Source organism: Streptomyces sp. NPDC096310, assembly GCF_044763125.1.
Lineage (GTDB): Bacteria > Actinomycetota > Actinomycetes > Streptomycetales > Streptomycetaceae > Streptomyces.
In genome coordinates, this window is sequence record NZ_JBIWFO010000001.1 from 655,779 (window position 1) to 682,362 (window position 26,584).

Consider the following 26,584-nt stretch of genomic DNA (forward strand, 5'->3'; position numbering starts at 1 on the left):
TCAGCCACGACGCGCCGTCCCCTCCAGGTGCGGCGACCAGATGAGCTCCATGGTGGTCAGAAGCTCGGCGAGCGTCGGCAGGCCCGCGAACCCGGTCGTGAGCGTGTCGGCGACGCCGGTGACGAACACGTCGTACAGCGGGTCGCTGTCGACCTCTAGGACGGCCCTCTTGGTGATGCCGGATTGGTCGGTGAACGTCGCGACTCCGGTGGTGTCGACGGTGGCGAACCCGTTGGTCCCGGCCGCGGTGAAGCTGCAGTACCGCTTCAGCGGCGAGTTGGGGAACGCGTAGCCGACCTCGACGATTGCCTCGCGGCCCGTGACGGTGGTCAGGACCATCGTGGAGTGGTCGTCGACCGCCTCGCCGTGCAGCGTGGTGGAGAGCTTTTGGACGACGTCGACCGGGTGTCCGAGGTGGCGAATCGCCAGGTCGACGAAGTGCGGTCCGAGGTTCATTAGGCTGCCGCCACCGGAGAGGGCGGGTTCGAGCATCCACGGGTTGCCGTTCCGCCGGTACCGCGAGGGCGGACCGGCGACGAACGCCATCCGCTCGTAGACAATGTCGCCGGCCTGTCGCAGCCAAGTGTCGATCGGGGCGCCGCGCTGGACGAGCGGCACGGTCGCCGGCACGGCGGCCAAGCGCGCCTCCTCCTCGATCGTCCGAAGGTCGTCGAGGCTCGCACCGGCGGGCTTCTCGATCACGAACGGGATGCCGCGGTCGATGAGCTCTCGGCCGACCGCGAGCATCTCGTGGTGCGGGCAGAACACGAACGCCACCTCGATGCCGTCCTGGCCCAGAGCCTCGTCGACGCTTGCCGTGACGGGTGCGCCCAAGGGCTCGGCGAATGCCCGAGAGACCGCGGGGTTGGGGTCCTGCACCGCCGTCACGCGGAAGTGTCGAGCGAGCCCGGCACGGTACAGCGGCGCGTGCCAGTGGGACGCACCCAGCACCACGGCCGAGGGCCGAGGGGCCGAAGAGGAATGATCCACCGCCGTCGACTCCTTCGTCTCCATGAGGATCCCGGCGCATCAGTCGCCCTCGAAGATGAGAACGATTGCTGAGATCGATTGCAATCGAAGATGCCAGACCTCGCGGCGATTCGTCAACGCATCCGGATCGCGGCTCGCGGAACGCGCAAAAGTGGTGTACCCATCAGGGTCATGTTCCAGAAACTCGACGTCATAGAGACCATCCGCGATTCCGGCAACGTCCTCATCGTCCGCCTCGACACCGCCGAGGAGGCGTTCGAGGTCGCCTCGGCAGCCGTCGCCGGCGGCATCCGCGCCCTCGAGATCACCCTGTCGATCCCCGGCGCCCTCACCGTGATCGAGCGCCTGACCGAGCGCTTCGCCGGTGAAGACGTGGCCTTCGGCGCGGGCACCGTCCTCGACGGGCACGCCGCCTGGTCGAGCATTCAGGCCGGCGCGCAGTTCCTCGTCAGCCCGAACCTCAACCCCGAGATGATCCGCGTCGCCAACCGCTACCAGATCGCCACCATCAGTGGTGCCTACACACCGACCGAGATCCTCGACACGGCCGAGGCTGGCTCGGACATCGTCAAGCTCTTCCCCACCGAAGCCGGCGGCATCCCTTACGCCAAGGCGGTCCTGGCGCCGCTCGCGCACGTCCCGATCCTTCCGGCGGGTGGCGTCACCACCGCCAACGTCGGTGACTGGTTCGCCGCAGGCGTCGCGGCGGTCGGAGTGGGCAGCGCCATCACCAAGGCCGGCCGCCCCGACGGCGACATGGGCAAGGTCACCGCAGCGGCGAAGGAGTTCGTGGCCGCGATCGCGCGAGTGAAGCGGTGACATCCGACGTCCGCGCCCTGCCCGTCGCCTACATCACGCTCGGCGGGGCGGGGTCGGGTAAGTCGACCCTGTCGAGACACCTCAGCTCCCTCACGGGCGCGGCGTATCTCGACAAGGACACGCTCGCCGGGCCCCTCGTGCGAGTGGCTCTCGAGGCGTTCGGGCAGGATCCCTCCGATCGGGAATCGAACGAGCTGTACCTGCGGACGGTCATGCCGGCCGAGTACGAGACGCTCTTCGCGACCGCCGGCCGGAACCTGGAACTCGGCCACTCCGTCGTCCTCGACGCGCCGTTCGTGGCGTACCTCGGAGACCCCGACTTCCTGCGTCGCTCGACCGAGAGTGCAGGCTGGCCCGCCGCTCGCATCCGGGTGATCCACGTGCGCACCTCGCCCGAGGTCGTGCGGCAAAGGTTGATCGAGCGCGGCAGCGAGCGGGACCGGGTCAAGCTCGCCGGATGGGACGTCTACTGGGAGCGATTCGGTGCACTCGAGTGCCGCTGGAACACCGGCGAGCACGACGTCGTCGTGAACGATGACGAGTCGGCGTTCACGCGTCTGCGTGAGCTGGTGCAGCAGGATCTGACCGCTGCGTTCTCGGGGTCTGACGACCAGGATGGCCGCGGGGCTTGACAGCGAGGGCGGACGCGTGTGAATTTTTGTAACCGCGTTACAGGCGACGCGGACCTGGATCCACGATGGCGAGGAGACGAGGACATGGCACTAGCCGATGACGTCACCAATGCGATGCATGTGCTCGAACTGCTGGCGCCGCATCGCGAAGGCCGACGCGTCACGGAGATCGCCGAGCGCCTGGGCATCAACAAGGCCATCGCTCATCGCCTCCTCGCCGCCCTGGTCGACGCGGGCTATGTGAATCAGGATCCCCGCACCTCCAGCTACTTCGCCACTCACAGCCTCGGCGCCCTGGGGCTCCGCCAGCTGTCCTCGTCAGCAGTGGGAACGTGGGCTCAGCGAAGCCTGGACTCGCTCGCGGCGGAGTGTGAAGAACTCGTTCGCCTGGCGGTAGTCACCAACGACTCCTTGAAGTGGATCGCCAAAGCCCAGGGGGCGAACTCGTCCCTCCGCATCGACCCCGTCATGGGCCAGGACGCGGTCCCCCACGCCACTGCATCCGGGAAGGCGTGGCTCGCCACTCTTTCTCCGGACCGAGTCGCGACCGTGCTGGCGCACGAGAGCCTTCTCGACGTCACCCCCAGATCCGCCCTCGATCGGTCCGCTCTCCAGGTCGAGCTCGACGAGGTTCGTCACCGCGGGTACGCCACGACGATTGAGGAGATGGACCTCGGTATCAGTGCCGTGGCGGCCGCCATCCACGGAGCCGGACCGGGCCGGGAGGCCACCGGGACGATCAGCATCGCGGGCCCCTCCGTGCGGATGACCCGAGCGCGCATGGCCGAGCTGTCGCCGCCCCTGCTCGCGGCCGCGGCTGACATCTCCCGGAGCTGGCTGAGCTATGCCTACCTCGTCGCAGACGAGGAACTCTCCGCCTAGACAGGCAGATGCAACAGGTTCAGCGACCCTCGGCCCGGGCGTGGGGATGCTCACTCGCGACCAAATTCAAAGGAGAATTTAATGACGGCCTCACGTCACGCGCCCGTCGCATCCACCCCCGACAGCGCAGATCCTGTCCCGCGTAAGGGACACGCCCGTAACCTGCTCGCCGGGACCGTCGGGCACTTTGTCGAGTGGTACGACTGGTATATATACGGTCTTCTCGCCTCTGTCTTCTCTGCGCAGATCTTCCCCGCGGACTCCCAGTTCGCGTCCCTCATCGCCTCGTTCCTCACTTACGCCATCGGGTTCATCGTGCGGCCTCTGAGCGGCATTATCATCTCTCCGCTTGCCGACCGGTACGGGCGCCGACGCGTCCTGTCTCTCGCGGTCTCGGGGATGGCTCTCGGCACGTTGATCATCGGGTTTACACCCTCATACGCGACCATCGGCTACTTCGCGCCGATCCTGTTCGTCGTCGCCCGCATCCTCCAGGGCATCTCCGCCGGCGCCGAGGGGCAGAGCGCCATCGCGTTCATGGTGGAACACGCTCCAGCCAACCGGCGCGGACTTTACGGCTCCTTCACCAACATGGCCAGCGGGCTGGCAACCCTCGCCGCAACGGGCGCCGCAGCCACCGTCACCTCTGTTTTCGCCGCCGACGCCCTGGCGTCTTACGGATGGAGGATCCCTTTCATCATCGGTGGTGTGGTCGGCGTCGCCGGACTCATCCTCCGCGCCCGCTCGGACGAGTCTCCGGAGTTCGAAGCCAGCACGCTCGTCGAGCAGAAGTCCGCACCCGCGAAGCTCCTCCAGCTGCTCCGCGAGCACCCCAAGGCGATCCTGCAGACTGCTGCCCTTTCCGCTCCCGCCGTGGCCTACTACACCTGGGCGACGTTCCTGCCCACCTACGCCAACCTCACCTCGGACCGAGACCTGTCCTCCGCCCTTGCCGGCAGCGCGATCGGCCTGGCCCTGCTGGTTGTCGTCGTCCCCGCCACCGGCTACCTCTCCGACCGTCTCGGTCGCCGGAAGATCTTCCCCATCATCGGCGCCATCGGAATGATCGTCCTGTTCTATCCGCTCCTTCTGCTCCTGCAGGCGCCCGGCTTCGGTGTCTACGTCATCGTCGCCGCCTCCGGATGGGTTGTCCTCGGAATCTGGCAAGCCGTCTACCCCACCATCCAGGCTGAGCTGTTCCCCGCCTCGGTCCGCGTCTCCGGGATCGGGTTCGCCCATCAGATCGTCATCGCCCTCTTCGGCGGCACCGCACCCCTCATCGCGGCCGCGTTCGTCGGCGCCGGACGCCCCATGTACGTGGCGCTCTACATGATCGTCATCGTCACCCTGTGCCTCATCGTCTACTTCACGCTCCCCGAGACTGGCAGCCGTGCCCCGCGGGAGATCGTTTCCGCGACCGACATCATCGCCGTCGTCATGAGCGAGAACTCGTCCACTGCTGTCAGTTCAGCCCCTGAACAGTACAAGGACTCCCGGTCGTAGCCGCCCCTGCTCCCGAGCGTGCGATGGGGACACTTCAAAGTTTGAACGGAAATTCATATGATCATCAACACTTTTTCATACCTTTGGTCGACAACGGCGATCGATGCGATATCCGAGTTGACCCAGAATGGGTACAATACCTTCGAGGTGCCCATCAGCTCTCCACATTGCTGGCCGGAAGAGATCTCCAGCTCCGAGAGTTCGGCAATCCTGGCGACGCTCAACGAGAACGGCGCCAAGATCCGATCCCTGAATGCCGGCGGATACGACATCAATCTGGCCAGTCCTGGTGCCAGCATGCGCCGGAAGAGCATCGAGCACATCACGTCGGTGATCGATCTTGCGGTAGCTTGGGATGTCCCGGAAATTGTGATCTCACCCGGCACGCGGCGTCCTATGATCTCCCCCTCACTCGAGAACGTCTACGGGTGGATGCACGAAAGCCTGGAAGAGCTGGTCCCGCTGGCCAAGCGGGCGGGAAAACGACTCCTCTTCGAGAACACCCCCTACTGCTTTGCTCCGACGATTAAGGAACTGGCGGACATCGTCGGCACGGTCAATGACGATGCACTAAAAATCGTGTACGACGTCGCGAACGCTGCTTACATCGGAGAGGATCCCGTATCGGGTCTGCGCTCACACCACGGATCGGTTGCACTCATGCATATCTCCGACACGGGTACGGAAACGTGGGGCCACGACCCCATCGGCACTGGGGTGATCGATTGGAACGGGTTGGGTAAAGCAGTCCAAGAAACAATCGGGGTAGACAACGTCGTGCTCGAAGTCATCCGCGAAGAGAACACCCTTGAAGAATTCGCGAAGGCGATGCGTGACCTCAGTGAAGAGGGTTGGAATCTCGGAGGGTGATTTCAGCGCCTCGGGGTTCAGAGTGACTCCGAGGGTCATCGAACAGTAGGTGACTGTTCTCGATCACCGATGTGAGTCGAAGTGCTTCGAAACGCATCAGATACAGCTGTCACGACTTGTGTGGCCTGCCGAGTATGCCCGCTGGAAATATACAAGGAGAGTGTGCAATGAGAGTTCTGGTCAGTGGCGGAAGCAGCGGCATCGGCGCGGCTGCAAGCCTGAGGCTCGCAGAGGCGGCGCTTGCCCGTGGCGAACAGCCGATGATCGCGGTATCCGGCCTTACTGCGAACGCGCGACAAGACGAGGTCGTCCGATCGATCCAGTCGATGGGCGGCAAAGCCATTGCATTGACTGGAGACCTGGGCGATCCTGATGTGCCCGGTCAGCTGGTAACCGCTGTGGTCGACGAATTCGGCGGCTTGGATGCGCTGGTGGCAAACGCCGGAATCGCCAGCCCTGGCGCACTCAAGGATCTCTCCCTTGAGGACTGGGACGGCATGTTCTCCGTCAACCTCCGCGGGGCGTGGCTACTTGCCAAAGCAAGTTACCCGCACCTGAAGGATAGCCGCGGGTCCGCCTGTTTCACCTCTTCAATGTCCGGCCAGCTCCCACATGCCGGATCGGGTGCTTACAGTCCGACCAAGGCTGCGCTCACGCTGTTGGCTCAGACGCTCGCACTGGAATGGGCGCCTGACGGAATCCGCGTGAACGTGGTATCCCCGGGCATGACTCGCACGCAGATGACTGAACAAATGTACCTCGATCCCGAAGTCAAGAAGGCAAGGGAAAAGATCATCCCGTTGTCGAAAATTGGCGACCCGATGGATATCGCGAACGTGATCGAGTTTCTTGTCAGCCCGCTGGCAGGATATGTCACCGGCCAAGATGTCTGTGTCGATGGAGGTTTCTCCAAGTCCATTCTCAGTCACATTCCCGGTCGGCCCAGCTCCAAGTCCTGACGGGAACTGTTCCGCCAAGACTTGTGTTCCTCCACAAGGGCTGCGGTGTCCGATTCTGTCATTACGCATGCCCCCGATGTGTTCGCCGTGGCGCCTGGGCGAGTTGACCCAGGTTGTTCCGTTCGATCTCGTCGACGAGGCACTCGCATCCGCAGGTGGTCTGCAACAGCGGGTGCGGCGGCTGCCGTCGCGGGTGGTGGCCTACCTTCTGCTCGCAGGCGCTCTGTTCACCGGACAGGGCTGGACCGGGATCTGGTCCCGGCTGACCACCTCACTGCCCGTGCCGCTGCCGATGCCGGCAGGTTCATCGATCACGGCCGCGATGCGACGGGTCGGCCCCACATCACTGAAAGCACTGTTCGACCTGGTCAAAGGCCCCGCAGCGGTGACGGCGACGCAGATGACACGGTTCGCGGGCAGGCTGGTGGTCGCGATCGACGGCACCCAGATCGCCCTGGCGGACACACCCGCGAACCTCTTGGTGTTCCCCAAGGCGAAGGCAGGACAGAACCGGCCGGCCGGATACCCGATGCTGCGTCTGGTCACGCTGGTTGCGCTTCCAAGACCGGCGAGTCGCCGACCTCGAAGCCCGCCTCACCGAACCGGGACCACCAACCTGACGCTGTCGGCCGAGCCCCACGGATGTCAGTGCCGCGGGCCATACTCGTGCCGCGGCGCCACCCGGGCACCACAGTACGAGGGGAGCAATATGGCTGAGGTGCTGGTCTTCCACCATGGACAGGGGCTGACCGCCGGCGTTCGCGAGTTCGCCGAGCAGCTACGACAGGCCGGACACACCGTCCACGCCCCAGACCTATACGAGGGGCAGGTATTCGACAGCCTCCAGGAAGGCGCCGGCTACGCCCTGAATGCCGGGTTCGACACGATCATTGCACGCGGAACCGCAGCCGCCCAGGGGCTGCCTGCGGAGCTCGTCTACGTCGGCTTCTCGCTCGGCGTCCTGCCGGCGCAGAAGCTGGCCCAGACCCGCCCCGGCGCAAGGGGGGCACTGTTGCTTGAGGCATGCGTCCCGGTCTCGGAGTTCGGCGGTGCCTGGCCCCAGGAGGTCCCGGTCCAGATCCACGGCATGGATGCAGATCCGTTCTTTGCCGGGGAGGGCGATGTGGACGCCGGCCGTGCGCTCGTCGAGACGGCGACGGATGCCGAGCTGTTCCTCTACCCTGGCGGCAGGCACCTGTTCACCGACAGCAGCCTGCCGTCCTACGACGAACAGGCCGCACGGCAGGTCAGCCATCGGGTGCTCGGCTTCCTCGGCCGCATCAAGTAGGGGCATCAACAGCCTGATCCTGTCCGGCTGGCTCGCGGCCCGTCCACCGTCCCGGTGAACGGGCCGGCCCACGAGACCACGCTGAATCCTGGCCAGCCCTGCGCAGGAACCCGTACGCCGGTCGCTTCGACGGCGCAAGCCCGCGCACCCCGGCTCGTAACACCAGCCGCCTGCCCGCCTAGGGCTGCCGCCGCTCGTACAGAATCGACCCGCGAGCCGCTTCGGCAGTTGAAACGCGTGGTTTCCCCTCTGCCTCGGTTTCACGCCCTCCCGTTGCTGGGTCGCACTGTCGCGGAGCGCCTCGTACGGCGTGCTGTTGCCTGTGCCTGCCCGTTGGCCCACTGCTCCTGGATGGCGACGATGACGCAGCTGTTGCCGATCTGCCAGACGGAGCCGGCCTGGGCGAAGCCGGCCTCGCGGAGGAGCTGGAGGTGACGGGTGACGGTGAGTGCGCAGCCGTTGGCGTGTGCCACTCCGCGTTGGCGTCGTACGGCGAGCAGCTCGGCCAGTTCGGGTTCTTGCTCGATGGCGGTCCACCAGGATTCCCAGTCCTCATGTGCGTACGCCTGCTGTCGTTCGGCGCGCCGGTGGCCGACATGGGCGGTGATCTCGGCGGTGGTGGCGCCGCCGTCCTGGGAGAGGTGGTCGGCGTTGATGAGTACGCCCCCGTCGCGCAGCAGCGGAGTGAGTTCCGCGTAGGTGCGCCGCAGGATGTCTTCGGGCAGGTAGTGGAGCGCCGTGGTGGAGACCACTGCGTCCAGCGGGCCCGAGAGTTGGAGACCGGAGACCCATCCTGTGGTGCCGATGGTCGTCTCGACGTAGCGGGCGGCGTCGGGGTGGCGGGTGCGGGCCAGTTCGAGGAGCAGGGGATCCATGTCCACGGCGACGATTTCCGCGTGCGGCAGCCGCTTCGACAGCCGTGCGGGCAGCGATCCGGGGCCGCAGCCGAGGTCCAGAATGCGGGGGTTGAGGCGGCCGGTGGTCACGTGCTCGACGACGTCGGCGATGACGGTGAAGCGTTCCTCGCGGTCTACCGCGTACCGCTGCTGCTGCTGTTCCCAGCGGTCAACCCACCGTGCGGCCGTTGGCAGACTCATGCCCATGTGATCCCGATCCCTCAGCTTCCTGATGTGCTTGTCCGGTTGCCGCGTCACCTCTGGGGCGATACGGCTCCCACCTGCGGCAGGATGCTTCGACGGCCACCGGATCCGCAGTTCTTGGAAATCATATCCATTAAGCGCTGTCCTGCATGGCGGAGCGCATGCGCATGTGGCGGCGCGGCCTCTTGAGAGTCGATATATAGTGGAGTTCGCATATGCTGATATCGCAATGTAACAACCCGCGCCGTCGACCTGACGGCCCGGCCCGCACCGATTGACCGGGAGCGATTCATGACGACTGCCGCCAGTCACCGCATCCACGAAGGCCACCCCCACGTGCACGGGGAGGGTTGTGGACATGTGGCGCTGCCACACCGCGACCACGTCGACTACGCCCATGACGGGCACATCCACACCATGCACGAAGGGCATGCGGACGAGTGCGCCACCGGTGGGCACGCCGTGCACGAGGGGCACGCGCACACGCACGGTGCCGACTGCGGTCATGTGGCCGTGCCGCACGACGATCACACCGATTACGTGCATGACGGCCACCGGCACGCGGCGCATGAAGACCACTGGGACGATCACTGATCGCCCATTTGGGCGGGGTTGAATTCTGACATGCTAATGTCAGCATGTGGTAATGAATCCCAGTAGCGACTCCGGTGACGAGCCGGACCAGGGTCTGCACGCCGCCAGTGAGTTGTTGCGGGCCCTGGCGTCGCCGGTGCGGCTCGGGATAGTCAGAGAGCTGACTGACGGTGCCAAGGCCGTTCATGAACTTGTCACGGCGCTCGGTGTGAGCCAGCCGCTCGTCTCACAGCACCTGCGGGTGCTGCGTGCCACCCGCATCGTCTCGGCCCGTCGCCAGGCCCGGGAGGTCGAGTACTCACTGACCGACGACCATGTGGCCCATATCGTCCTGGACGCCATCCGGCACGCTCGGGAGTGAACGGGCCGCCGCTCCTCACTCCAGGGAGCTGAGCACGGCGAGCAGTTGGTCGATCTCCTCGGGAGTGTTGTAGAGGTGGGCGCTGACCCGCACGGAACTTGTGGGCTCGCCCGCCTCGCCCTGGCAGTGTCCGTCCGTGCGCACCATGAACCCGTGGTCGAAGAGGATGAACCCCAAGTCGCTTGCTTCGATGGCTTGGTGACGGAACGTCACTATCCCGCAGCGGTGCTGAACTTGAGAATCCCGTGCCAGGCTCGTTTGACACCCCAGCACCTGATAGCTGGGCAGGAGCCGCAGACCGTCGGTCAGCCGTAGCGCGAGGGCTGTCGTCCATCGCTCGACACGATCCACGCCCGCCTGGTCGAGCCAGTCGAGGGAAGCTGACAGGCTCACGATGCCGGTGGTGTTGGGCGTTCCGCTCCATCCGCCCGGAGCGAACCGTGGGCCCCGGCTCTGACGGGCCCAGACGGCGCCGGACCCCGGCAAGGCCATGGCCTTGTGGCCGGAGAACACCACGAAATCGACATCGAGATCCCGGACGGATACCGGGAGATGCCCGACACTCTGAGCCGCGTCGAGACAGATAGGGATGTCCGGGCCGACCGCTTCACGGATGCGAGGGACGTTCATGTTCGCGCCATAGACGTGATGGACATGGGTCGCCGCGATGAAACGGGTCTGCGGGCCGACCATGGAGGCGAGTGCCCGCATGTCGTAGTCACCCGACGACGACTGGTACGGCATACCGCGTACCGCTACCCGCATTCCCCGGGAGAGCAGGAGATCCGCGGCCTCCCTCCAGGGGGCGACGTTGGCCTGGTGGTCGGCGAGCGGCACGATGATCTCGTCCCCCTCCCGCAGCGCTCCGGCGAGCCAGTCGCGCGCTACGGTGCGCAGCCCCTCGGTGGTGCCGCTGGTGAAGTGGACGGTGGACCGATCCGGCGCCGGGTCGTCGAAGAAGGCTTTGACCTGTTCCTTGGTCCGTTCGACCAAGGTGGTCGAGGCGTTCGCCCAGGGGTAGGTGCCACGTCCGGCGTTGGCGTTCGCCGTTGTGAGGTACGTCTGGACGGCGTCGAGCACGGCCTGCGGTTTCTGGGCTGTCGCGGCGCTGTCTAGGTAGACCAGCTCGGGGTGGCCGGTGAGGATCGGGAACTGCGGTCGCAGGGCGCGCTGCCAGGCCCGCAACTCCTCGGGGAAATCCGCGGCCTGGGCGGCCGGTATGTCTGAGGGCATCGACGTCAGTCCCTCACCAGCGGTGCGCCGGCGTCACGCCAGGCGATGATCCCGCCGTCCAGACTCCGCGCTTCGGCATGTCCCATCCGGGTCAGCAGGGCCGCGAACCGTGCTGATCTGTCTCCGACCGGGCAGGCCAGCAGCACAGGTCTGCGTCGGCTGAAGGGGAGACCGGTGCGGACGAGTTCTCCGAAAAGTTCGTCAGCGATGTTGATCGAGTCCTCGATGTGGAGGGCGGTGTAGGCGGAGGCACTCCGCAGATCGATGATGAGCGGGTGTGCCGTGCCGATCCACGCCTCGGCCTCGTGGGCCGGAACAGAAATGACCGCGCCCAGCTCCGCCTCGGAGACGTCCCGGAGGGAGTTCTTGCGTTCCTTCAGACCGAACAGGTCCGGCCGGCGCTGTTTGACGTAGCTGAGGTAGCTCTCGACCCGGTCGCAGACGATGAACACCGCGGTCCGCCGCTCGCCGTCCGCCGTCGGAGTGTCGGCCGCCTGGAGATGACGGATCGCGCCGTGGAAGGCGGCGCCTCCGGTGGGACCCGCGAGTATGCCGCACCGGCGGTTCAGCGTCAGCATCCCCTCGATGGCCTCGTCGGCGGAGACGGACGCCATGCTGTCGTACGTGGCGGGGTCGAAGAGTCCCACCTCGTGCACCTCGTCGATGGTGCGGATGCCCGGAACGAAATCCGATTTGTGGGCGACCAGCCCCGCGACGTGGACCTTGGGATCAGCCGCACGCAACGCTCTGGCCACCCCGGTGGAAGAGCCCGCCGTGCCCACGCAGGCAATGAACCAGTCCGGTGCCCGGCCGTCCAGGTCCGCCAGGATCTCCGGGCCGGTGCCCAGCTCATGTGCCCGCGTGTTGCTCTCGTTGTAGTACTGGTCCGTGTGCAGGTAGGTGCTGTCCGGGTCGGACAGGGCACGGTGGAAGAGGGTCAGCGGATCCTCGGTGTCGGTGGGGTCGAGGCACTCGCTGCGGCCGGGGAGTTCTTCGATCTCGGCCCCCAGCAGGAGGAGCAGGTCCCTGACCTCCGGGACCCGCATCCGGTTCGTGACGCTCTTGAAGGACAGCCCGTACATGCCGGCGATCACCGACAGCGCTTTGGCCGTGTTACCGCTGGAGAGTTCCACGATCTGACTGTGCTGTTCGACCGCGGACTCCAGCCCGGGTCGCACCATGTTCCACGCCGCCCTGTCCTTCACCGACCCGAAGGGGTTCAGCATCTCCAACTTGGCGTACACATCGATGTGACGCAGCCCGTGGACCGCGGGTTCGATGCGAACGAGCGGCGTGTCTCCGATCGCCGCGGTGATGCTGTCGTACCTCACTGCGTTCCCCCCAGACCTGCCGTCGGCCAGTACTGTTCGTCCAGACTCCATCGCCAGGAACCGTCGTCCTGCCAGACAGCCACCTTCTGCGCGGCAGGCAGGTGCTGAGCCCTGCTGGCCTGAAAATCCATGCAGTAGCCCGCGGTGTTCACGAAGGCGAGCAGATCGCCGGGTCTCGGCAGGCGGGGAAGGAACATCAGCCGGCGTGAGATGAGATCCCCTTCCAGACACAGGCTGCCGGACAGGAACACCCCTACGCCCTCGCTGTCACCGGCCGCGTCATGGCCGAGGATCACCGGATCCACGAATATCCCGTGATCCTCCAGACCGATGTCGTCCGCTTTCGCCGCCAGCCGTACGAGAGGCGGCCCGTCGTCGGTACGCCGCACTTCCAGCACGCGGGCCACCACCATGCCGCATTGGTCGACGAGGGCTCTGCCGGGCTCCGTACTGAGGTCGTAGAGATTCTCCAGGAGTGCGGAGGACAGGGTGTTTCCGGCCTCCGATCCGGCGGGGCTCGACAGGATCTCGTCCAGGTACTGTTCGCCGGCAACGGGGCGGTAGGCGGGATAGAGGCCGAGCGACCCGCGCACTGTGCCGTTCTCGTTGCGCAAGCCGTAGCCATGACCGCGCCAGGACAGGGCAGACCGTCGGCCCAGGACCGCCATGGTCAGTTCGGTGGTGTATCGCTCCCACTGCTCGTGGTGAGCCAGGTAGTTGACACCGAACCCGCCGCCGATGTCCACGGTCCGGGGGCGGAAACCGTGTTCGCGCAGTACCTCCATGGCGGTGAGACTGCCTTCCAGCGCGAGAGCTTTTTCCGCGACATTGGTCGTGTCCAGATGGAAACCCACCCCGGTCGGCTCCACCGCCGAGCCGCACTCGACGACCGCTCCGAGGAGGCTGTCGAGCTCGCTCACAGGCGAGCCGAAACGACTGGTCCGGCTCAGTACCTTGGCGCCGTAGGTGTCGAACGCGGAGAGACGCAGCACGATCCGAACCCGCGGGAGCGAAGACGAACGGACAACAGCCGCCAGCTGCTCCAACTCCGCCCGGCTGTCGACATGAACCGTCACCCCCGTCCGGGCGGCCAGCCAGAGAAAGGGCAGATCCTTGGGACCGGTCGCCATGATCCGGTCCGGCGTGAAGCCGGCGCCGAGGGCGTGCTGCAACTCTCCCAGCGACGCGACATCGACCGACGCCTCCGTGACGGCGAGCCTGCGCAGCAGAGCGCTCGAACGGTTGGCCTTGTGGGCGAAGAAGATCGTGCCGCTCAGACGGTGTTTGCGGTATACGGAACGGAATCTGGCAACGTTGTCCGCGACCTGATCGGGCAGCAGCACGTTCAATGGTGAACCGAGCGCGTCCACCAGCGCGCGGATGAACCCCTCCTCCTGTAACAGGTCGACCATGCGCGGCTCGACGCGCGGTTCGAGGTACAAGGGCAAGGGGCTCAACCTGCCTCCTCGGTCGGCCATGGTGTCCGCCTGCTCGTGACTGTTCGGACGCATACCTTCCCCGGGCTTCTGAGTCGTATGTGCGGCGGTGACGCACGGCACGCCGGTGCCGACGTGCGGTTCGGTCCTGGCTGAGGAGGTGCTCGATCCCGGTAGGGGCTCCGTGCTCCGTACACCGTCAGGCCCGGTGCACCGACAGCGATGTGGCATGTTCCTGCTCGCAGGCGTCGTCGATGCCGAACGTGTCCCAGACCGGAAACGGATCGTCGCCGGGCACGGCCTCTTCGTCAGCGATGAGGCAGTGGGCCAGGGCGGTTCGCAGAGCGTCGCCGCGCAGCCCGGTGCCGATGAAGACCAGTTCCTGGCCCTGGGCGGTGTCCGCGTCGCGGGCGCCGGAGGGTTCGAAGCGGGCGACGGTGCCGGCCTGCGACCACAGGCCGGTCACGTTCGGGCGGCTGGCCAGCCGGAAGAACCCTTTGGAGCGCAGGACCTGTCCGAAGTTTCCGCTGTCGAGGCCCTCGGTGACGAAAGTCCACAACCGGCCTGGGTGGAAGGGAAGTTCGGATCGGAAGACCATGGAAGAGATGCCGTACTCCTCGGTCTCCGGGACGTGGTCGCCGTTGAGCTCCATAACCCAGCCTGGCGCCTGTTCTGCGCGTTCCAGGTCGAACAGGGAAGTGCCGAGGATCTCGTGCGGCTCGACGCGACCACGGGTCGCGGGCACGATTCTGGCGACGGGGTTGAGGCGGGAGAGCGCCGCCCGGAGCCGATCGGCGTGCTCGGTGTCGACGAGGTCGAGCTTGTTGAGCACGATGACGTCCGCGAACTCGATCTGGTCCATCAACAGGTCACTGACCGTGCGTTCGTCGTCTTCGTACTGGTCGAGCCCACGTTCGGCCAAACCATCTCCGCCCGCGAGTTCCGGGAGAAAGTTCGCGGCGTCGACAACGGTGACCATGGTGTCGAGTCGCGCGAGATCGCCGAGGGTCGCGCCGTCGTCCCGCGGAAAGGCGAAGGTGGCCGCGACCGGCATGGGCTCGGAGATGCCGCTGGACTCGATGAGGAGATAGTCGAACCGGTTCTCGCGGGCCAGCCGGTCGACCTCCTCCAGCAAGTCGTCCCGAAGGGTGCAGCAGATACACCCGTTGGTCATCTCGACCAGCCGTTCCTCGGTGCGCGACAGTGCGGCCTCGCCGCCCCGCACCAGCGCGGCATCGATGTTGATCTCGCTCATGTCGTTGACGATCACCGCGACGCGCAGGCCCTCGCGGTTGCTCAGTACATGGTTCAGCAGAGTGGTCTTGCCCGCGCCGAGAAACCCGGACAGGACGGTGACGGGCAGTCGGCCATGCGTCATGGCCTTCAGCCCTCCGGACGCAGCAGGCCGCGTTCGTACGCTTTGGCCAGTCGCTGGGGCACTCGGTACACCACCCCGTCAAGGGCGACCGGTACCAGTTGGGGCACCGTGGCCTTCCACTGCGCCCGGCGGTGGCGGGTGTTGCTGCGGGACATCTTCCGCTTCGGAACGGCCATGACACATCTCCTCGGTGGGTGAGCAGCAGACGGTACATGGAAATGGATCCCATTATCAAATGAGGGATCGCCGTCGTGGCGTGCGAACTCCAGACCCGACTAAACTAAACGATTATCATTTCAGATTTCATGGAGGGTGCATGCCAGGCAACGCCTGGTGCACGCGGACCCGGTGGCGACGAACTTCCTGATCGTGGACGGCCGGGCGTGGCTGATCGACTGCGCGTGGGCAGCCCGGGGACCGGGATGGGCCGACGCGGTGCTGTGTCATCGGACATCTGACGCCGACCGAGCGCAAAGGGCTCTGGGCGATCCTGGAGCGGAAGCTGGATCCGAACGGACGGGCGGTATTGAATCTGACTCCGCCGATTCGACCGCAAACCCTTCCGGCCTCACCCATGGGCGAGGTGACCATCGGACGTCGCCGGTATGCCGGTCACGCGTCGGCCGAACCGGCCGGTGACAACGCGGTGACCTGGCACATGACGTACCGCACCACCCAGGACGGCCGGCCCGTCAGCGAGTTCACCGCGTCGGACATCTGGTACCTCCTGACTCCGGAGCAGCTCGGTGCCGAACTGGCGGAGCACGGCTTGCGCATCACCGCCGGCGCGTCCGGCCAGTCCTCCCACGACCGCGCCTCGGCCTCGGCGAGGACCCGTACGCCGTTGCGGGGCGCCCGCGCGAACGCGGGAACGGTCGCTGCCCACCCGGCGGAGTGCTCCGGGGTCTGCCTGCCGTCCAGGAGCAGCCGGAACCCCCACAGCACCGCGTCGGCCCATCCCGGTCCCCGGGCTGCCCACGCGCAGTCGATCAGCCACGCCCGGCCGTCCCCGATCAGGAAGTTCGTCGCCGCCGGGTCCGCGTGCACCAGCGCGTCTCCCGTCAGAAGCGGTTCATCCTCGGGGGCACGGGAGGAGCCCCATCGGTCCCACACGGTCATCAGCCCGACGTCCGGGCACGGCACGCTCATGGCCGGCGGGCAGCCCCTTGACGAAGACATTTCCGCCGGAGCTGCGCCGGTGTCTGCCGCGCGCGGCGGCCGTCGGCGCGCTGGTCGGTTTTCTGACCGGCTTGTTCGGCGTGGGCGGCGGGTTCCTCATCGTTCCCGCGCTCACGGTGGTGAGTCGGCCCCCGGCCAAGGCGCTGCAACGCGCGTTCTCGGTCTTCGTACTGGCGGTCGCGGTCTTCGTGCTCGTTCGCGTGGCGGTCGCCTGAAAGGAGCAGACCAATCGGAGGCCCTGCCGTCGGACACCCGGCGTCAGGTCAGCCCCCACCCCTTGCTGTGACCTGCACCACGCCTGTGCTGCGGAACCCGGACGATGGTCCGTCCGACTACTGAACTGGTACGGCGCGATCAGACGTCGTGCGATGGGACCTGGAGACGCGGTTGATGGACGAGTTCCGGCAAGCCTCCTCGAGCGGCGCGGACACAGTTCTGCGCAAAGTGGCACCCCCGCTCGCGCTGTGCGGCTTCCTCCTGCTGCTGGCCCTGATCTTCACCGTGTCCTTCGCGGTGGGCGTCGGCGCCGGCCCTGTGGCACCTGGAATGCACGGCGACAGCACCAGCGGCGACGGTGGCGGAGGTAGAGACGACATGGGCGACATGCAGGGGGGACACGGCTGATGCGCGCCGAACCGGGGACTGTGCTGGTGACGACCGATCTGACCGTCGGCGGCATGACCTGCGCGGCCTGCGTGACCCGGGTCGAGAAGAAACTCGGCAAGCTGGACGGTGTCACGGCGACAGTCAACCTGGCCACGGGAATGGCTCGCGTGAGTCATCCGGCGGACATCGGCCCGGACGAACTCGTCGCGACGGTCGAGAAGGCCGGCTACACGGCAGCCCTGCCCGAGCCGCCCAAGAAGCGCGAACCCGCGGGCGGCGACGGTGGTGAGACCGAGGGCCCCCGACAGGAACAGCGCCGACTGGTCGTCACCGCCATTCTCGCCCTCCCCGTGCTCGTTCTGTCGATGGTGCCCGCTCTCCAGTTCCGCAACTGGCAGTGGCTGTGCTTCGCGCTCACCGCGCCTGTCGCCGTGTGGGGCGCATGGCCCTTCCACGAGCGGGCGGTCCGGGGGCTGCGGCACTCGGCGGCCACCATGGACACGCTGGTGTCCCTGGGCGTGGGGGCGTCCTTCGCATGGTCGTCGTACGCGCTCTTCCTCGGAGGCGCCGGCGATCCCTGGATGCGGATGCCGTTCACCCTCGTGCCCACTGCCTCGGACGGTGTCGCGCACATCTACCTCGAAGCCGCCGTCGGTGTACCGCTGTTCGTGCTGGCCGGGCGGTACCTGGAAGCACGAGCGCGACACGGGACCGGAGAAGCGCTGCGCTCGCTGGCCCGGCTCTCGGCCAAGGAGGTTTCCGCCCGTGCGGATGACGGGTCCGAACGGCTGATTCCGATCGAGGAGTTGCGGACCGGGCAGGTTTTCGTCGTGCGGCCGGGGGAGCGAGTGGCCACCGACGGGCAGGTTGCGGAGGGCAGTTCAGCCGTGGACCTGTCCCTGGTCACCGGGGAGAGCGAGCCCGTGGAGGTCGGGCCGGGTTCGACGGTGGTCGGCGGGGCCGTCAACGCCGGCGGGTTGCTGCTCGTACGGGCGACAGCGGTCGGCGTGGACACGCAGCTTGCCCGGATCGCCCGGCTGGTGACCGAGGCGCAGGCTGGGAAGGCGCGGGCGCAGCGGCTGGCGGACTCTGTCGCCGGGGTGTTCGTGCCGATGGTGCTGGCGCTGGCCGTCACCGCGCTCGGGTTCTGGCTGGGCGCCGGTGCCGATCCCCAGGCAGCGATCACCGCGTCCGTGGCCGTCCTGGTCGTGGCCTGCCCGTGCGCGCTGGGCCTCGCGACTCCGACCGCGCTGATGGCCGCGACCGGCCGAGGTGCCCAGTTGGGTGTCCTGGTCACCGGACCGCAGGCGTTGGAGGGGCTTCAGCATCTCGACGCCGTGGTCCTGGACAAGACCGGCACGCTCACCACAGGCCACATGACCGTCGCCAGGGTCACGGTCGTGCCGGACGGGCTCGGGAGCGAGACGGTGCTGCGATTGGCCGGGGCCGTGGAACAGGGCTCGGAGCATCCGCTCGGCCGGGCCGTCTCCGCCTACGCACGGCGGGAGTCGGGCGAGCGGCGGCTGCCGGACGTGAGCGAGTTCAGCGCGTTGCCGGGGCGCGGAGTGCGAGGGCGCGCCGAGGGGCGACTGGTCGAAGTCCTGGCGCCCGACGACGACTTGCCTGCGGCGCTCGCGGAGGCTCTGGCAGGAGCCGGGTCCGCCGCTCGCACACCTGTGGTGGTTCGAGTGGACGGCACGGTCGAAGCGTTGATCGAGATCGGGGACGTCGTACGGCCCGGCAGCTACCGTGCGGTGGACCGGCTGCGGCGGCTCGGTGTACGGCCCGTGCTGGCCACCGGCGACCGCGAGGCGCCCGCCCGGGCCGTCGCCGAGGCGCTCGGCATCGAGGAGGTGCATGCCCGCTGCACTCCCGAGGGCAAGGCCGATCTGGTACGGGAGTTGAGGGAGCAGGGGTACCGGGTCGCGGTCGTCGGCGACGGTGTGAACGACGCCGCCGCGCTGGCGGGTGCCGACCTCGGGATCGCCATGGGCAGCGGCACGGACGTGGCCATCGGCGCCGCCGACGTGACTCTCGTCCGTGGTGACATCGAGGCCCTCGCGGACGCGGTTCTGCTGGCCCGGCGCACGCTGGGCACGATCCGCACGAACCTTGTCTGGGCGTTCGGTTACAACGTCGTCACCGTCCCGCTCGCCATGGTCGGCCTGCTCAACCCGATGCTGGCCGCGGCGGCAATGTCGGCCAGCTCGGTACTGGTCGTGATCAACAGCCTGCGGCTGCGCGCCTGGCAGCCCTTGCCCTCGTCCGCCGCCTCTCGGAGACATACCCGATGACCGAACAGCGCCTGTGCCCCCCGACCCGCCGCAGGCTCACCGACACCCTGCTCACCGTGCTCGCGCCCGCAGCCATGTGCGGTCTCGCGCTCGGCGGGCTGAGTATGTGGACCGCCTACGGCAACGCGGGCAGCCCGGCCCATATCAAGGTCACCGATGGCAAGCTGTTCGCGCCCACCGGTGCCACCCCGGTCACGGCTGCGTTCTTCCGGATCACCAACGGCGGGGGCGCGGCGGACCGTCTGCTGAAAGTGACGACCGCCGGGGCCGGCGCGGGCGCGCCCACCTTGAGCCAGCACGTCATGACCGGCTCCAACACGGCCTCCGACGAGACGGTGGACTCTGTCGCCGTCCCCGCCGGCGACAGCGTCGCCATGTCCCCGGGCGGCCTCGACGTGATCGTGCCGGCGGAGAAGGGCTGGCAGGCCGGTGACCTCGTCTCGTTCACGCTGCACTTCGAGCGCAGCGGGGCCGTGAAGGCCCTGGCGGTGGTGGTCAGTCCAGGCCGGGACAGCACATGACGCCTCACCCCTGGGGGCGGCCGAACTGCCCGTCGGGTTTCGGCAGGGCGCTGTGTCCTGTCCCACCCGGGACGAGCGGAGACCGGATGCGAGGATGAGGCCGTCATGACTGCTGGGCGGTGTGGGCGCACGATACGGGCCGCGGTGTTCGCGGCCGTCTGTGTGCTGCTCGCCGTCCTGGGCCACGTCCTGATGTCGGGCTCCACAGTGCATTGGTGGACGATGTGCGCCGGCTTCGCCGCCACGAGCGGTGCCGGCTGGACTCTTGCGGGCCGTGAACGGGGTCTCCCGCTGGTGGTGTCCGTCGTAGTCGTCGCACAGGGGGTGCTCCACTTGGCCTTCTCGTGGGACCAGTCGGCGGCGCCGGTATCCGGCACGGGCAGCGTGGCTCAGGACATGCGCGGCATGTCCATGGGCTCGATGCCCATGGACCCGATGGACATGAGCTCCACGGGGTCCATGTGCATCGGCGACGCGCCGCACGCGGAGCACCTCGGTCACTTGGCCCATGGCACCGGCGGGATGTCGCCGCTTGGCATGCTCGGCGCCCACACACTGGCAGCTTTGCTGACAGGGCTGTGGCTGGCGTACGGCGAGCGGGCCGCGTTCCGGCTCCTGCGGGCCGTCGCCGGCTGGCTGGCCGCTCCGCTGCGGTTGCCCCTTGCCGTCCTGCCCGTTCCACCGCGCCGGCCCAGCCTGCGGCCGAAGCGCGCATGCGTCGAGCGGATTCCACGGCTGACGCTCACGTACACGATCATCTCTCGGGGGCCTCCGGCCGGGATCGCTGTCATCTGAGACAGCTGGCTTCCCGAGGCCGTCCCGTTGGTGCCGCGTCTGTCGGTTCCGCGGCCTCGGGCGCGGGGCGTGCACGTTCCACGCCTCCATCTCACTCCCGTCCCGGGAGCTTCCGCAGCGGCAGACCTCACGCCCGGCGTGCCCGACACCGGCTCGCGCGGCGCCGTACCGGATGGTCCCGGACCACCAGAGAAGGACATCAGGTGATCACTCCTGTCCTCCCCCTGTCGTCCAGGAAGCGCGACGCGGGGCGAATGGCGTCCGAGTTGCCCGTTCAGCCCGTCGCAACGGCGACACCCGACGACCCGGCCACAGTCTGGGCTCTCGCCGCCCGTGCCGGCGATCCCGACGCCGTCGACCGTTTCGTGCGTGCCCTGCGTCCGGATGTCGTCCGCTATGTCACGTGCTTCGCCGCGGACCGTCAGCTGGCCGACGACCTCGCGCAGGACACGTTCCTGCGGGCGCTCGCCGGCCTGCACCGGTTCGAGGGGCGTTCGTCGGCGCGTACGTGGCTGCTGTCCATCGCGCGCCGCACGGTGGTCGACAGCTTTCGGTACGCCGCCGCGCGGCCGCGGATGGCAGACGTGGACGACTGGACGGTTTGGGCCGAGCGGGCCCAGCCGAAAGGCCTGCCCGGCTTCGACGACGGCGTGGCGTTGCTCGACCTGCTGGACATGCTGCCCGCCGAGCGCCGCGAGGCGTTCGTCCTGACCCAGTTGGCGGGGCTGCCCTACGAGGAGGCTGCCGAGGTCGGTGGCTGCCCGGTCGGGACGATCCGCTCCCGGGTGTCACGAGCCAGGGCGACCCTCGTCGAGCTTCTTGACCAAGCCGAGGGGCCTGGGGCCCGGACTGCCGTCGCCGTGTGAGGAGAGGGGCGCCGGGCGCCACCGAGTTGGGGGCCCGGCGTCCCTCCCCGCGTCCGGGTGATCCCGGCCGGCGCGACTTACCTCGCGGCCCCGGCCCCGGTCGCCCGGACGGCGACCTTTCCGCTCTGCCGGAACCACAGGAGGTAGGACACCTGCTGACCGGCTTTCAGAACGGGTGGGTCCAGGATCACGACGCACAGTCCGCCCGGTTCCATGCGCACCGTGCCGCCCGCCGGAACGTCCACGACCCATACGGAGTCCGTGCGTTCGGCGCCGTTCCGGCTCACCGAGTGGCGGAGGATACCGATGCCCAGCTCTGGTGAGTCCGCGTACAGCAGGGTGTCCTTCGACGGGCCGGTGTAACGGATCTCGAAGTACGCGCGGGTGGAACCGGAGTGCGCGGGTGCCGCGATGATGCGCGCGTCGACGCCCCTGATCCTGGGCGGCGGATCGCCTGCCGCGCCGGTCGCGGTGTAGCCCACCAGCAGGGCCGGCGCGCCGACGCAGGCACCCAACGGCGGCATGACGGCCCACAGGAGGCGGGCGAACGGTATGTCCCGCTTCCCTCGCAGCACACGCATCAGGCTTCTCGGCTCCACGTGTCAGTGGTCGGGACGCGGTCCTGTCCGGTTCCCGGTTCCCGGTTCCTGCCGAGCCGGCCCGTTCCGCACGGTGGTGGCGGGGAAGGAACAAGACCCTTCTGCGGAGCCCGGACCGGACGCGGTGGCGGAAGGGCGCGGCCCTGCGGCGGGGACGAGGTGTCCCATTGTGCGTCCTGTGCGAGAGCCGAGGGACGGCACGGTGCCTGGTCGGCCGTGGGAAGCGGTCTGCGGCAAAGGGCGCGCCGGAGCGGGCGGGCACACGGTCCGCCGTGTGAACCGGGCGGCGGCCCTTTGGCAACTGCCGTCACCGCCGGGGAATTCGGTCCGAAGAAACGGGAACTCAATCCCACCCGCGGCCGACTACTAGTCCGACAGCACAACTCGTCCCCCGCCTGCCCGCTACGCGAGGCAGACGGAGGGGGACGAGCGCGAACTTCGGGCGAAGGCGGATCGACAAACGTGAAACGCAGAAGTCTGTTCCAGTTCTCCGCGGCGGCGATCGGCGCCCTGCGGCTGCTGGAACACGAGCAGGGGAGCGGGGCCGCCGGCTGCGCGGAGGCGAGAATCGCGTGACACCGGAGATAGGACACGCCTTCGCCGCGATCAGGGCCGAGTTCGGTGCGGAATCGATCACGCGGGTCGAGCAGATGCTGGAGCCTGGCGGCGGGGGCGAACGGCATCCTCTGCAGAAAGAAGCAAAGTGGATCATGCCGGGGCTCTCCCCGACACCCTGGCACGATCCCTACGCCCACGACGAGATAGCCCCTGTCGTGCATGCGCTGGAGGCCGGCCATCAGGCGATCAAGGAAGAGCTGAACGTCGCCTGGACGGCGCGCCGGGAAGCGTTCTCGGACTATGAGCACTATCTGACGCGGCAGGAGAACTGGCAGGCCCTCTACCTGTTCCGTAAGGGAGGTCTTGTCGCGGAGTCGGCCACCATGGTGCCGACCGCTTACCAGTTATTGAAAGACGTCGCCGTCGACACGGAGAAGATCTGCCCTCTCCTGGAATGTCACTTCTCCACGCTGTTGCCGGGTCCCGGCATCGACCCCCACTGCGACCTGTGGAACTTCAGCATCAACCTGCATCTCGCCGTGGACATCCCCGCCGGGTGCAGCATCACGGTCGCCGGGGAGACGCGCTCCTGGAAGGAGGGCAAGTGCCTGCTCTTCGACTACTCCTTCGAGCACGAGGCGCGCAACGAGGGCACCCGTCCGAGGACCTGCCTGCTCATCGACCTCTGGCATCCGGAGACGACCATTCCGGAGCGCCGGGCATTGGTCGCCCTCATCGCCGAAATCCGTCGGCTCATGGGGGAGGGCTGACCTGAAGGAAAGAAATCAGGAAAGCGACGGTCCTGGATAGAGCGGGGGCATTCCCGGCATTATCCGGTATCGCTGGCGTTTGATCCCGGCAGTCCACGGCTGCCGGGTTGAAGTGCATCCTGAATATTCTACTGATGGGTGATTTCGGACGCCGAATCCGGTGTTCCCAGGCCGGATTTCTGCTGCTACGGTGACGCAAAACTAACGGTCTTCCGGAAATGCGTTCCACGCGGAATTCTGGAGACGGTGATGACGAGGAGGTGACCCATGATGTCTCTTTTGGTTCTGGCGTTGGGGCAGCTCGTCATCTCGCTCGACTACAACATCGTGTACGTCGCCCTGCCGGACATAGGTGGCGGGCTCGGCTTCTCCGACCACGATCTGCAGTGGGTGGTCAGCGCCTATGTCGTCTCCACAGGAGGCTTCCTGCTGCTGGGCGGCCGGGCCGCCGACCTGCTGGGCCGACGCCGCATGTTCGTTCTCGCGGCGCTGCTGTACGCGGGGTCGTCGCTGGTGGGCGGGGTGTCGGAGACACCCGGTGTGCTGGTCGCCGTGCGGGCGGTCCAGGGCATCGGGGGGGCCTTGCTGTTCCCGGCGACGCTGTCGCTGATCAACACCCTGTACGAGGAAGGGGCCGCCCGGAACCGGGCACTGGCAGTGTGGGGCGCGGCGGGGGCCGGCGGGCTCTGCTTGGGTTCCCTGCTGGGCGGGGTGCTGGTGGAGGCGTTCGGCTGGCCCTCGGTGTTCTTCGTCAACGTGCCGATCGCTGGAGTGCTCGCCGTGGCCGGGTGGCTGCTCTTCCCGATGGACGGGCCGTGGGACCGTACTCGGCCCTTCGACGTGACGGGCGCGCTCACCGCCACAGGCGGGATCACCCTTCTGGTGTTCCTGCTGGTGCAGGCCCCGGCGGAGGGCTGGACCACGCCTGCGGCCCTCATCAGCGCGGCGCTCTCGGTCGGCCTGCTGACGCTGTTCGCCGTCGTGGAGCGGCGGTCGCATGAACCGCTCGTACCGGCACGGCTGTTCGCGCACCGGGGGCTGCTGGCGGCGATGGGGGTGACCGCGCTGTTCAGCGCCACGTTCAGCTCGGTGCCGTACTTCCTCACCCTGTACTTCCAGACCGTCCACGGCTACAGCGCGGTCGCGACCGGGCTCGCGTTCCTCGTGCCGGCACTGGTGGTGGCCGTGGGCACGCAGGCCGGTGAACGGGCCGTGGCCGCCTTCGGGATGCGCCGCATGCTGGTGGGCGGTATGGCGCTGGGTTCCGCCGGAGCGGCGGTCCTCGCTCTGGCGCTCACTTCGGACGGCTCGTATCCGAAACTCCTGCCCGGCATCGTGCTGCTGGGTCTCGGCCAGGGCGCCGCGTGGACGGGGATGTGGATCGCCGCATCCGCCGGGGTGGCCCCAGGCGACCAAGGTGTGGCCTCCGGGCTGGCGTCGACCACCCTGCAGGTGGGCGGGGCGGTGGGCCTGGCGGTCCTGGTCGCGCTGGCCGGGGGTGTGGGGCAGAGCTCCGACGGCTCCGGGCTGCTGGACGGCATCCGCACGGCCATCTTCGCCATAGCGGGTGGCATCGGCTGCGGCACGCTCGCGCTCCTCGTGCGTCGCAGGACCACGAGTCCGTAGGTCCTTTTCTTCCCGTTGCGTGGCCACCTTTCTCGTCCGGTCTGTCCTCCGTCGTGCCTGGAGTGCCCCATGTTTCCTGCTGCCACCGGTTCCTCGGCTCCTCCGGTCGCCGTCCTGCGCGGGCTGGCCGGCCGGGTGCCGTCGCGGGTGGTGACCAACGAGCATCTCGCGCGACGGCTCGACACCGACGACGCCTGGATCCGTACCCGGACCGGGATCCGGCAGAGGCACGTCGTCGGCCCGGGGCAGGCGACCTCCGACCTGGCAGTCGAAGCCGGCCGCCGGGCTCTCGCCTCCGCGGGGACGGACACGGCCGACGCGGTCATCGTCGCCACGACCACCCCGGACCACCCCTGCCCGGCCACCGCCCCGGCGGTCGCCGGATGGCTCGGCCTGACAGGCGTGGCCGCCTTCGACATCGGCGCGGTGCGTACCGGGTTCGTCTACGGACTCGCCTCGTCGGCCGGGCTGATCGCGGCCGGTGTGGCCGAACGGGTGCTGCTCATCGGCGCGGACGCCTACTCCACGACCCTGGACCCGCTGGACCGGGCCAACGCGATCATCTTCGGCGACGGCGCCGGAGCGGTCGTCGTGCGCGCCGGACATCCCGATGAGCCGGGCGCGGTCGGCCACTTCGACCTCGGCAGCGACGGCGCCCACGAGAACCTGATCACGGTGGCGGCCGGCGGCTCCCGCCAACGCTCCCGGCCGGGCGAACCCACCCACGGGGAACGGAACTTCGCGATGTGCGGCAAGGAGGTCTACCGCCACGCGGTGACCCGCATGGCCGAGTCGGCGCGGGTCACCCTGGACCGGGCCGCTGGAAGACCGACGACGTGGGCCTCTTCGTACCGCACCAGGCCAACCTGCGGATCCTGCAATCGGTGGCGGACGATCTCGGGCTTCCGCGCGAGCGGTGCGCGACCCACGTCGAGTCCGTGGGCAACACGGGCGCCGCCTCCATCCCGCTCGCCCTCGCCGACGCGTCCGCCCGTCAAGCCGTCCGGCCCGGCGACCGGCTTCTGCTCACCGCCTTCGGAGGCGGCCCCACCTGGGGATCCTGCCTCCTGACCTGGCCCTCGCTCCCTCCACAAGAACGGACGACGTCATGAGCGCCGCCACCTACGAGCAACTCGTCGACCTTCTCACGAAGCTGCACGACGCCCCTGCCGACCGTATCCGCCCCGAGGCGACCCTCGGAGAACTTGACGTCGACTCGCTGACGACGGTCGAGATCAGCATCCGCATCGAGCGCGACCTCGGTGTGAAGGTCGGCGATGACGAGCTTCAGCCCGACCTCACCCTCGGCGACATCGTCGGACTCGTCGACACCCGCCGAGCCACCGTCTGCAACAGCTTGAAACCGTCTGAACCCGCCTGAACCCACGGAAGGA

The 26,584-nt window shown here is 67.9% G+C and carries 27 protein-coding genes and 2 pseudogenes; 20 read left to right on the forward strand and 9 right to left on the reverse strand.

Going from position 1 to position 26,584, the window contains the following annotated elements; genetic code table 11:
- Positions 1-1,014, reverse strand: coding sequence for a Gfo/Idh/MocA family protein (locus tag ACIQ7D_RS02590; protein ID WP_403932743.1), 1,014 nt, complete (start codon positions 1,012-1,014; stop codon positions 1-3).
- 66 nt (positions 1,015-1,080) lie between these two features.
- Here ACIQ7D_RS02590 and ACIQ7D_RS02595 point away from each other — a divergent pair, with 66 nt between their 5' ends.
- From ACIQ7D_RS02595 to ACIQ7D_RS02630, 8 genes and pseudogenes are all read left to right on the forward strand, one after another.
- Entirely contained in the window at positions 1,081-1,809 is a 729-nt protein-coding gene (locus ACIQ7D_RS02595) for a bifunctional 4-hydroxy-2-oxoglutarate aldolase/2-dehydro-3-deoxy-phosphogluconate aldolase (protein WP_403932746.1), read from the forward strand.
- Positions 1,806-2,441 carry an AAA family ATPase gene (locus ACIQ7D_RS02600; protein ID WP_403932748.1) on the forward strand — a complete coding sequence of 212 codons (636 nt, stop codon included), beginning with the start codon at positions 1,806-1,808 and terminating at the stop codon, positions 2,439-2,441. Before ACIQ7D_RS02595 ends, ACIQ7D_RS02600 begins: the two co-directional genes overlap by 4 nt.
- An 84-nt stretch (positions 2,442-2,525) precedes the next feature.
- Positions 2,526-3,323, forward strand: a complete 798-nt coding sequence (locus ACIQ7D_RS02605; RefSeq protein ID WP_403932751.1) for an IclR family transcriptional regulator — start codon at positions 2,526-2,528, stop codon at positions 3,321-3,323.
- Positions 3,324-3,404: 81 nt separating this feature from the next.
- Positions 3,405-4,826 carry an MFS transporter gene (locus ACIQ7D_RS02610; RefSeq protein WP_403932754.1) on the forward strand — a complete coding sequence of 474 codons (1,422 nt, stop codon included), beginning with the start codon at positions 3,405-3,407 and terminating at the stop codon, positions 4,824-4,826.
- 57 nt (positions 4,827-4,883) lie between these two features.
- Positions 4,884-5,696 (forward strand): sugar phosphate isomerase/epimerase family protein, encoded by an 813-nt coding sequence (locus tag ACIQ7D_RS02615; protein ID WP_403932757.1) that lies wholly within the window; start codon positions 4,884-4,886, stop codon positions 5,694-5,696.
- 167 nt (positions 5,697-5,863) lie between these two features.
- On the forward strand, positions 5,864-6,655 hold the full coding sequence (locus tag ACIQ7D_RS02620; RefSeq protein WP_403932760.1) for an SDR family NAD(P)-dependent oxidoreductase: 792 nt from the start codon (positions 5,864-5,866) through the stop codon (positions 6,653-6,655).
- Positions 6,656-6,731: 76 nt separating this feature from the next.
- A pseudogene (locus tag ACIQ7D_RS02625) lies at positions 6,732-7,007 on the forward strand (transposase domain-containing protein); the annotation flags it as partial.
- 357 nt (positions 7,008-7,364) lie between these two features.
- Positions 7,365-7,943 (forward strand): dienelactone hydrolase family protein, encoded by a 579-nt coding sequence (locus ACIQ7D_RS02630; protein WP_403933790.1) that lies wholly within the window; start codon positions 7,365-7,367, stop codon positions 7,941-7,943.
- 260 nt (positions 7,944-8,203) lie between these two features.
- On the opposite strand, the gene ACIQ7D_RS02635 is transcribed toward ACIQ7D_RS02630, so the two are convergent.
- Complete coding sequence (locus tag ACIQ7D_RS02635) at positions 8,204-9,046, reverse strand: class I SAM-dependent methyltransferase (protein WP_403932763.1); 843 nt, start codon at positions 9,044-9,046, stop codon at positions 8,204-8,206.
- A gap of 288 nt (positions 9,047-9,334) precedes the next feature.
- On the opposite strand from ACIQ7D_RS02635, the gene ACIQ7D_RS02640 reads away from it, so the two are divergent.
- Together ACIQ7D_RS02640 and ACIQ7D_RS02645 are read left to right on the forward strand one after the other, a co-directional pair.
- Positions 9,335-9,637, forward strand: a complete 303-nt coding sequence (locus ACIQ7D_RS02640; protein ID WP_403932766.1) for a hypothetical protein — start codon at positions 9,335-9,337, stop codon at positions 9,635-9,637.
- A 52-nt stretch (positions 9,638-9,689) separates the two neighbouring features.
- On the forward strand, positions 9,690-9,998 hold the full coding sequence (locus ACIQ7D_RS02645) for an ArsR/SmtB family transcription factor (protein WP_403932769.1): 309 nt from the start codon (positions 9,690-9,692) through the stop codon (positions 9,996-9,998).
- Between the two features lie 15 nt (positions 9,999-10,013).
- On the opposite strand, the gene ACIQ7D_RS02650 is transcribed toward ACIQ7D_RS02645, so the two are convergent.
- The 6 genes from ACIQ7D_RS02650 to ACIQ7D_RS02675 form a co-directional block, all read right to left on the reverse strand.
- Positions 10,014-11,231 carry an aminotransferase class V-fold PLP-dependent enzyme gene (locus tag ACIQ7D_RS02650; protein WP_403932772.1) on the reverse strand — a complete coding sequence of 406 codons (1,218 nt, stop codon included), beginning with the start codon at positions 11,229-11,231 and terminating at the stop codon, positions 10,014-10,016.
- Positions 11,232-11,236: 5 nt separating this feature from the next.
- Complete coding sequence (locus ACIQ7D_RS02655; protein ID WP_403932775.1) at positions 11,237-12,562, reverse strand: pyridoxal-phosphate dependent enzyme; 1,326 nt, start codon at positions 12,560-12,562, stop codon at positions 11,237-11,239.
- Complete coding sequence (locus ACIQ7D_RS02660; protein WP_403933792.1) at positions 12,559-14,040, reverse strand: Y4yA family PLP-dependent enzyme; 1,482 nt, start codon at positions 14,038-14,040, stop codon at positions 12,559-12,561. The genes ACIQ7D_RS02655 and ACIQ7D_RS02660 overlap by 4 nt, the downstream gene beginning before the upstream one ends.
- 157 nt (positions 14,041-14,197) lie before the next feature.
- The gene (locus ACIQ7D_RS02665) at positions 14,198-15,376 is read right to left on the reverse strand and encodes a GTP-binding protein (RefSeq protein ID WP_403932778.1); all 1,179 of its coding nucleotides are present in this window, start codon (positions 15,374-15,376) and stop codon (positions 14,198-14,200) included.
- Positions 15,377-15,381: 5 nt separating this feature from the next.
- Complete coding sequence (gene rpmF / locus ACIQ7D_RS02670; RefSeq protein ID WP_403932781.1) at positions 15,382-15,552, reverse strand: 50S ribosomal protein L32; 171 nt, start codon at positions 15,550-15,552, stop codon at positions 15,382-15,384.
- 436 nt (positions 15,553-15,988) lie between these two features.
- A complete protein-coding gene (locus ACIQ7D_RS02675; RefSeq protein WP_403932784.1) occupies positions 15,989-16,525 on the reverse strand; it encodes a hypothetical protein in 537 nt (178 codons plus the stop codon).
- 17 nt (positions 16,526-16,542) lie between these two features.
- On the opposite strand from ACIQ7D_RS02675, the gene ACIQ7D_RS02680 reads away from it, so the two are divergent.
- The 6 genes from ACIQ7D_RS02680 to ACIQ7D_RS02705 all read left to right on the forward strand — a co-directional run bounded on the left by ACIQ7D_RS02680 (position 16,543) and on the right by ACIQ7D_RS02705 (position 21,637).
- Positions 16,543-16,770 carry a TSUP family transporter gene (locus tag ACIQ7D_RS02680; protein ID WP_403932787.1) on the forward strand — a complete coding sequence of 76 codons (228 nt, stop codon included), beginning with the start codon at positions 16,543-16,545 and terminating at the stop codon, positions 16,768-16,770.
- A gap of 229 nt (positions 16,771-16,999) precedes the next feature.
- Entirely contained in the window at positions 17,000-17,179 is a 180-nt protein-coding gene (locus tag ACIQ7D_RS02685; RefSeq protein ID WP_403932790.1) for a hypothetical protein, read from the forward strand.
- Positions 17,179-19,455 (forward strand): heavy metal translocating P-type ATPase, encoded by a 2,277-nt coding sequence (locus ACIQ7D_RS02690; RefSeq protein WP_403932793.1) that lies wholly within the window; start codon positions 17,179-17,181, stop codon positions 19,453-19,455. Before ACIQ7D_RS02685 ends, ACIQ7D_RS02690 begins: the two co-directional genes overlap by 1 nt.
- A complete protein-coding gene (locus ACIQ7D_RS02695) occupies positions 19,452-19,976 on the forward strand; it encodes a copper chaperone PCu(A)C (RefSeq protein ID WP_403932796.1) in 525 nt (174 codons plus the stop codon). Before ACIQ7D_RS02690 ends, ACIQ7D_RS02695 begins: the two co-directional genes overlap by 4 nt.
- A 105-nt stretch (positions 19,977-20,081) precedes the next feature.
- Positions 20,082-20,771, forward strand: a complete 690-nt coding sequence (locus ACIQ7D_RS02700) for a hypothetical protein (RefSeq protein WP_403932799.1) — start codon at positions 20,082-20,084, stop codon at positions 20,769-20,771.
- Positions 20,772-20,974: 203 nt separating this feature from the next.
- Positions 20,975-21,637 carry a sigma-70 family RNA polymerase sigma factor gene (locus ACIQ7D_RS02705; protein ID WP_403932802.1) on the forward strand — a complete coding sequence of 221 codons (663 nt, stop codon included), beginning with the start codon at positions 20,975-20,977 and terminating at the stop codon, positions 21,635-21,637.
- Positions 21,638-21,714: 77 nt separating this feature from the next.
- Here ACIQ7D_RS02705 and ACIQ7D_RS02710 read toward each other — a convergent pair whose 3' ends face one another.
- A complete protein-coding gene (locus ACIQ7D_RS02710; RefSeq protein WP_403932805.1) occupies positions 21,715-22,218 on the reverse strand; it encodes a copper chaperone PCu(A)C in 504 nt (167 codons plus the stop codon).
- Positions 22,219-22,808: 590 nt separating this feature from the next.
- Here ACIQ7D_RS02710 and ACIQ7D_RS02715 point away from each other — a divergent pair.
- The 4 genes and pseudogenes from ACIQ7D_RS02715 (at position 22,809) to ACIQ7D_RS02730 (ending at position 26,571) form a co-directional block, all read left to right on the forward strand.
- Positions 22,809-23,564: an aspartyl/asparaginyl beta-hydroxylase domain-containing protein gene (locus tag ACIQ7D_RS02715; protein ID WP_403932808.1), complete on the forward strand. Its 756-nt coding sequence runs from the start codon at positions 22,809-22,811 to the stop codon at positions 23,562-23,564.
- A 270-nt stretch (positions 23,565-23,834) separates the two neighbouring features.
- Entirely contained in the window at positions 23,835-25,190 is a 1,356-nt protein-coding gene (locus tag ACIQ7D_RS02720) for an MFS transporter (RefSeq protein ID WP_403932811.1), read from the forward strand.
- 69 nt (positions 25,191-25,259) lie between these two features.
- Positions 25,260-26,302 (forward strand): annotated as a pseudogene (locus ACIQ7D_RS02725) (beta-ketoacyl-ACP synthase III).
- Positions 26,299-26,571 (forward strand): acyl carrier protein, encoded by a 273-nt coding sequence (locus ACIQ7D_RS02730; RefSeq protein ID WP_403932813.1) that lies wholly within the window; start codon positions 26,299-26,301, stop codon positions 26,569-26,571. The pseudogene ACIQ7D_RS02725 and the gene ACIQ7D_RS02730 overlap by 4 nt, the downstream one beginning before the upstream one ends.
- Positions 26,572-26,584 lie beyond the last annotated feature (13 nt).

Coding starts and splice junctions, on each gene's coding strand:
- ACIQ7D_RS02590 (WP_403932743.1), bottom strand. CDS start 1,014: ATGGAGACGAAGGAGTCGACGGCGGTGGATCATTCCTCTTCGGCCCCT.
- ACIQ7D_RS02595 (WP_403932746.1), top strand. CDS start 1,081: ATGCCAGACCTCGCGGCGATTCGTCAACGCATCCGGATCGCGGCTCGC.
- ACIQ7D_RS02605 (WP_403932751.1), top strand. CDS start 2,526: ATGGCACTAGCCGATGACGTCACCAATGCGATGCATGTGCTCGAACTG.
- ACIQ7D_RS02610 (WP_403932754.1), top strand. CDS start 3,405: ATGACGGCCTCACGTCACGCGCCCGTCGCATCCACCCCCGACAGCGCA.
- ACIQ7D_RS02615 (WP_403932757.1), top strand. CDS start 4,884: ATGATCATCAACACTTTTTCATACCTTTGGTCGACAACGGCGATCGAT.
- ACIQ7D_RS02620 (WP_403932760.1), top strand. CDS start 5,864: ATGAGAGTTCTGGTCAGTGGCGGAAGCAGCGGCATCGGCGCGGCTGCA.
- ACIQ7D_RS02630 (WP_403933790.1), top strand. CDS start 7,365: ATGGCTGAGGTGCTGGTCTTCCACCATGGACAGGGGCTGACCGCCGGC.
- ACIQ7D_RS02635 (WP_403932763.1), bottom strand. CDS start 9,046: ATGGGCATGAGTCTGCCAACGGCCGCACGGTGGGTTGACCGCTGGGAA.
- ACIQ7D_RS02640 (WP_403932766.1), top strand. CDS start 9,335: ATGACGACTGCCGCCAGTCACCGCATCCACGAAGGCCACCCCCACGTG.
- ACIQ7D_RS02645 (WP_403932769.1), top strand. CDS start 9,690: ATGAATCCCAGTAGCGACTCCGGTGACGAGCCGGACCAGGGTCTGCAC.
- ACIQ7D_RS02650 (WP_403932772.1), bottom strand. CDS start 11,231: ATGCCCTCAGACATACCGGCCGCCCAGGCCGCGGATTTCCCCGAGGAG.
- ACIQ7D_RS02660 (WP_403933792.1), bottom strand. CDS start 14,040: ATGGCCGACCGAGGAGGCAGGTTGAGCCCCTTGCCCTTGTACCTCGAA.
- ACIQ7D_RS02665 (WP_403932778.1), bottom strand. CDS start 15,376: ATGACGCATGGCCGACTGCCCGTCACCGTCCTGTCCGGGTTTCTCGGC.
- rpmF (WP_403932781.1), bottom strand. CDS start 15,552: ATGGCCGTTCCGAAGCGGAAGATGTCCCGCAGCAACACCCGCCACCGC.
- ACIQ7D_RS02675 (WP_403932784.1), bottom strand. CDS start 16,525: ATGAGCGTGCCGTGCCCGGACGTCGGGCTGATGACCGTGTGGGACCGA.
- ACIQ7D_RS02690 (WP_403932793.1), top strand. CDS start 17,179: ATGCGCGCCGAACCGGGGACTGTGCTGGTGACGACCGATCTGACCGTC.
- ACIQ7D_RS02695 (WP_403932796.1), top strand. CDS start 19,452: ATGACCGAACAGCGCCTGTGCCCCCCGACCCGCCGCAGGCTCACCGAC.
- ACIQ7D_RS02700 (WP_403932799.1), top strand. CDS start 20,082: ATGACTGCTGGGCGGTGTGGGCGCACGATACGGGCCGCGGTGTTCGCG.
- ACIQ7D_RS02710 (WP_403932805.1), bottom strand. CDS start 22,218: ATGCGTGTGCTGCGAGGGAAGCGGGACATACCGTTCGCCCGCCTCCTG.
- ACIQ7D_RS02720 (WP_403932811.1), top strand. CDS start 23,835: ATGTCTCTTTTGGTTCTGGCGTTGGGGCAGCTCGTCATCTCGCTCGAC.
- ACIQ7D_RS02730 (WP_403932813.1), top strand. CDS start 26,299: ATGAGCGCCGCCACCTACGAGCAACTCGTCGACCTTCTCACGAAGCTG.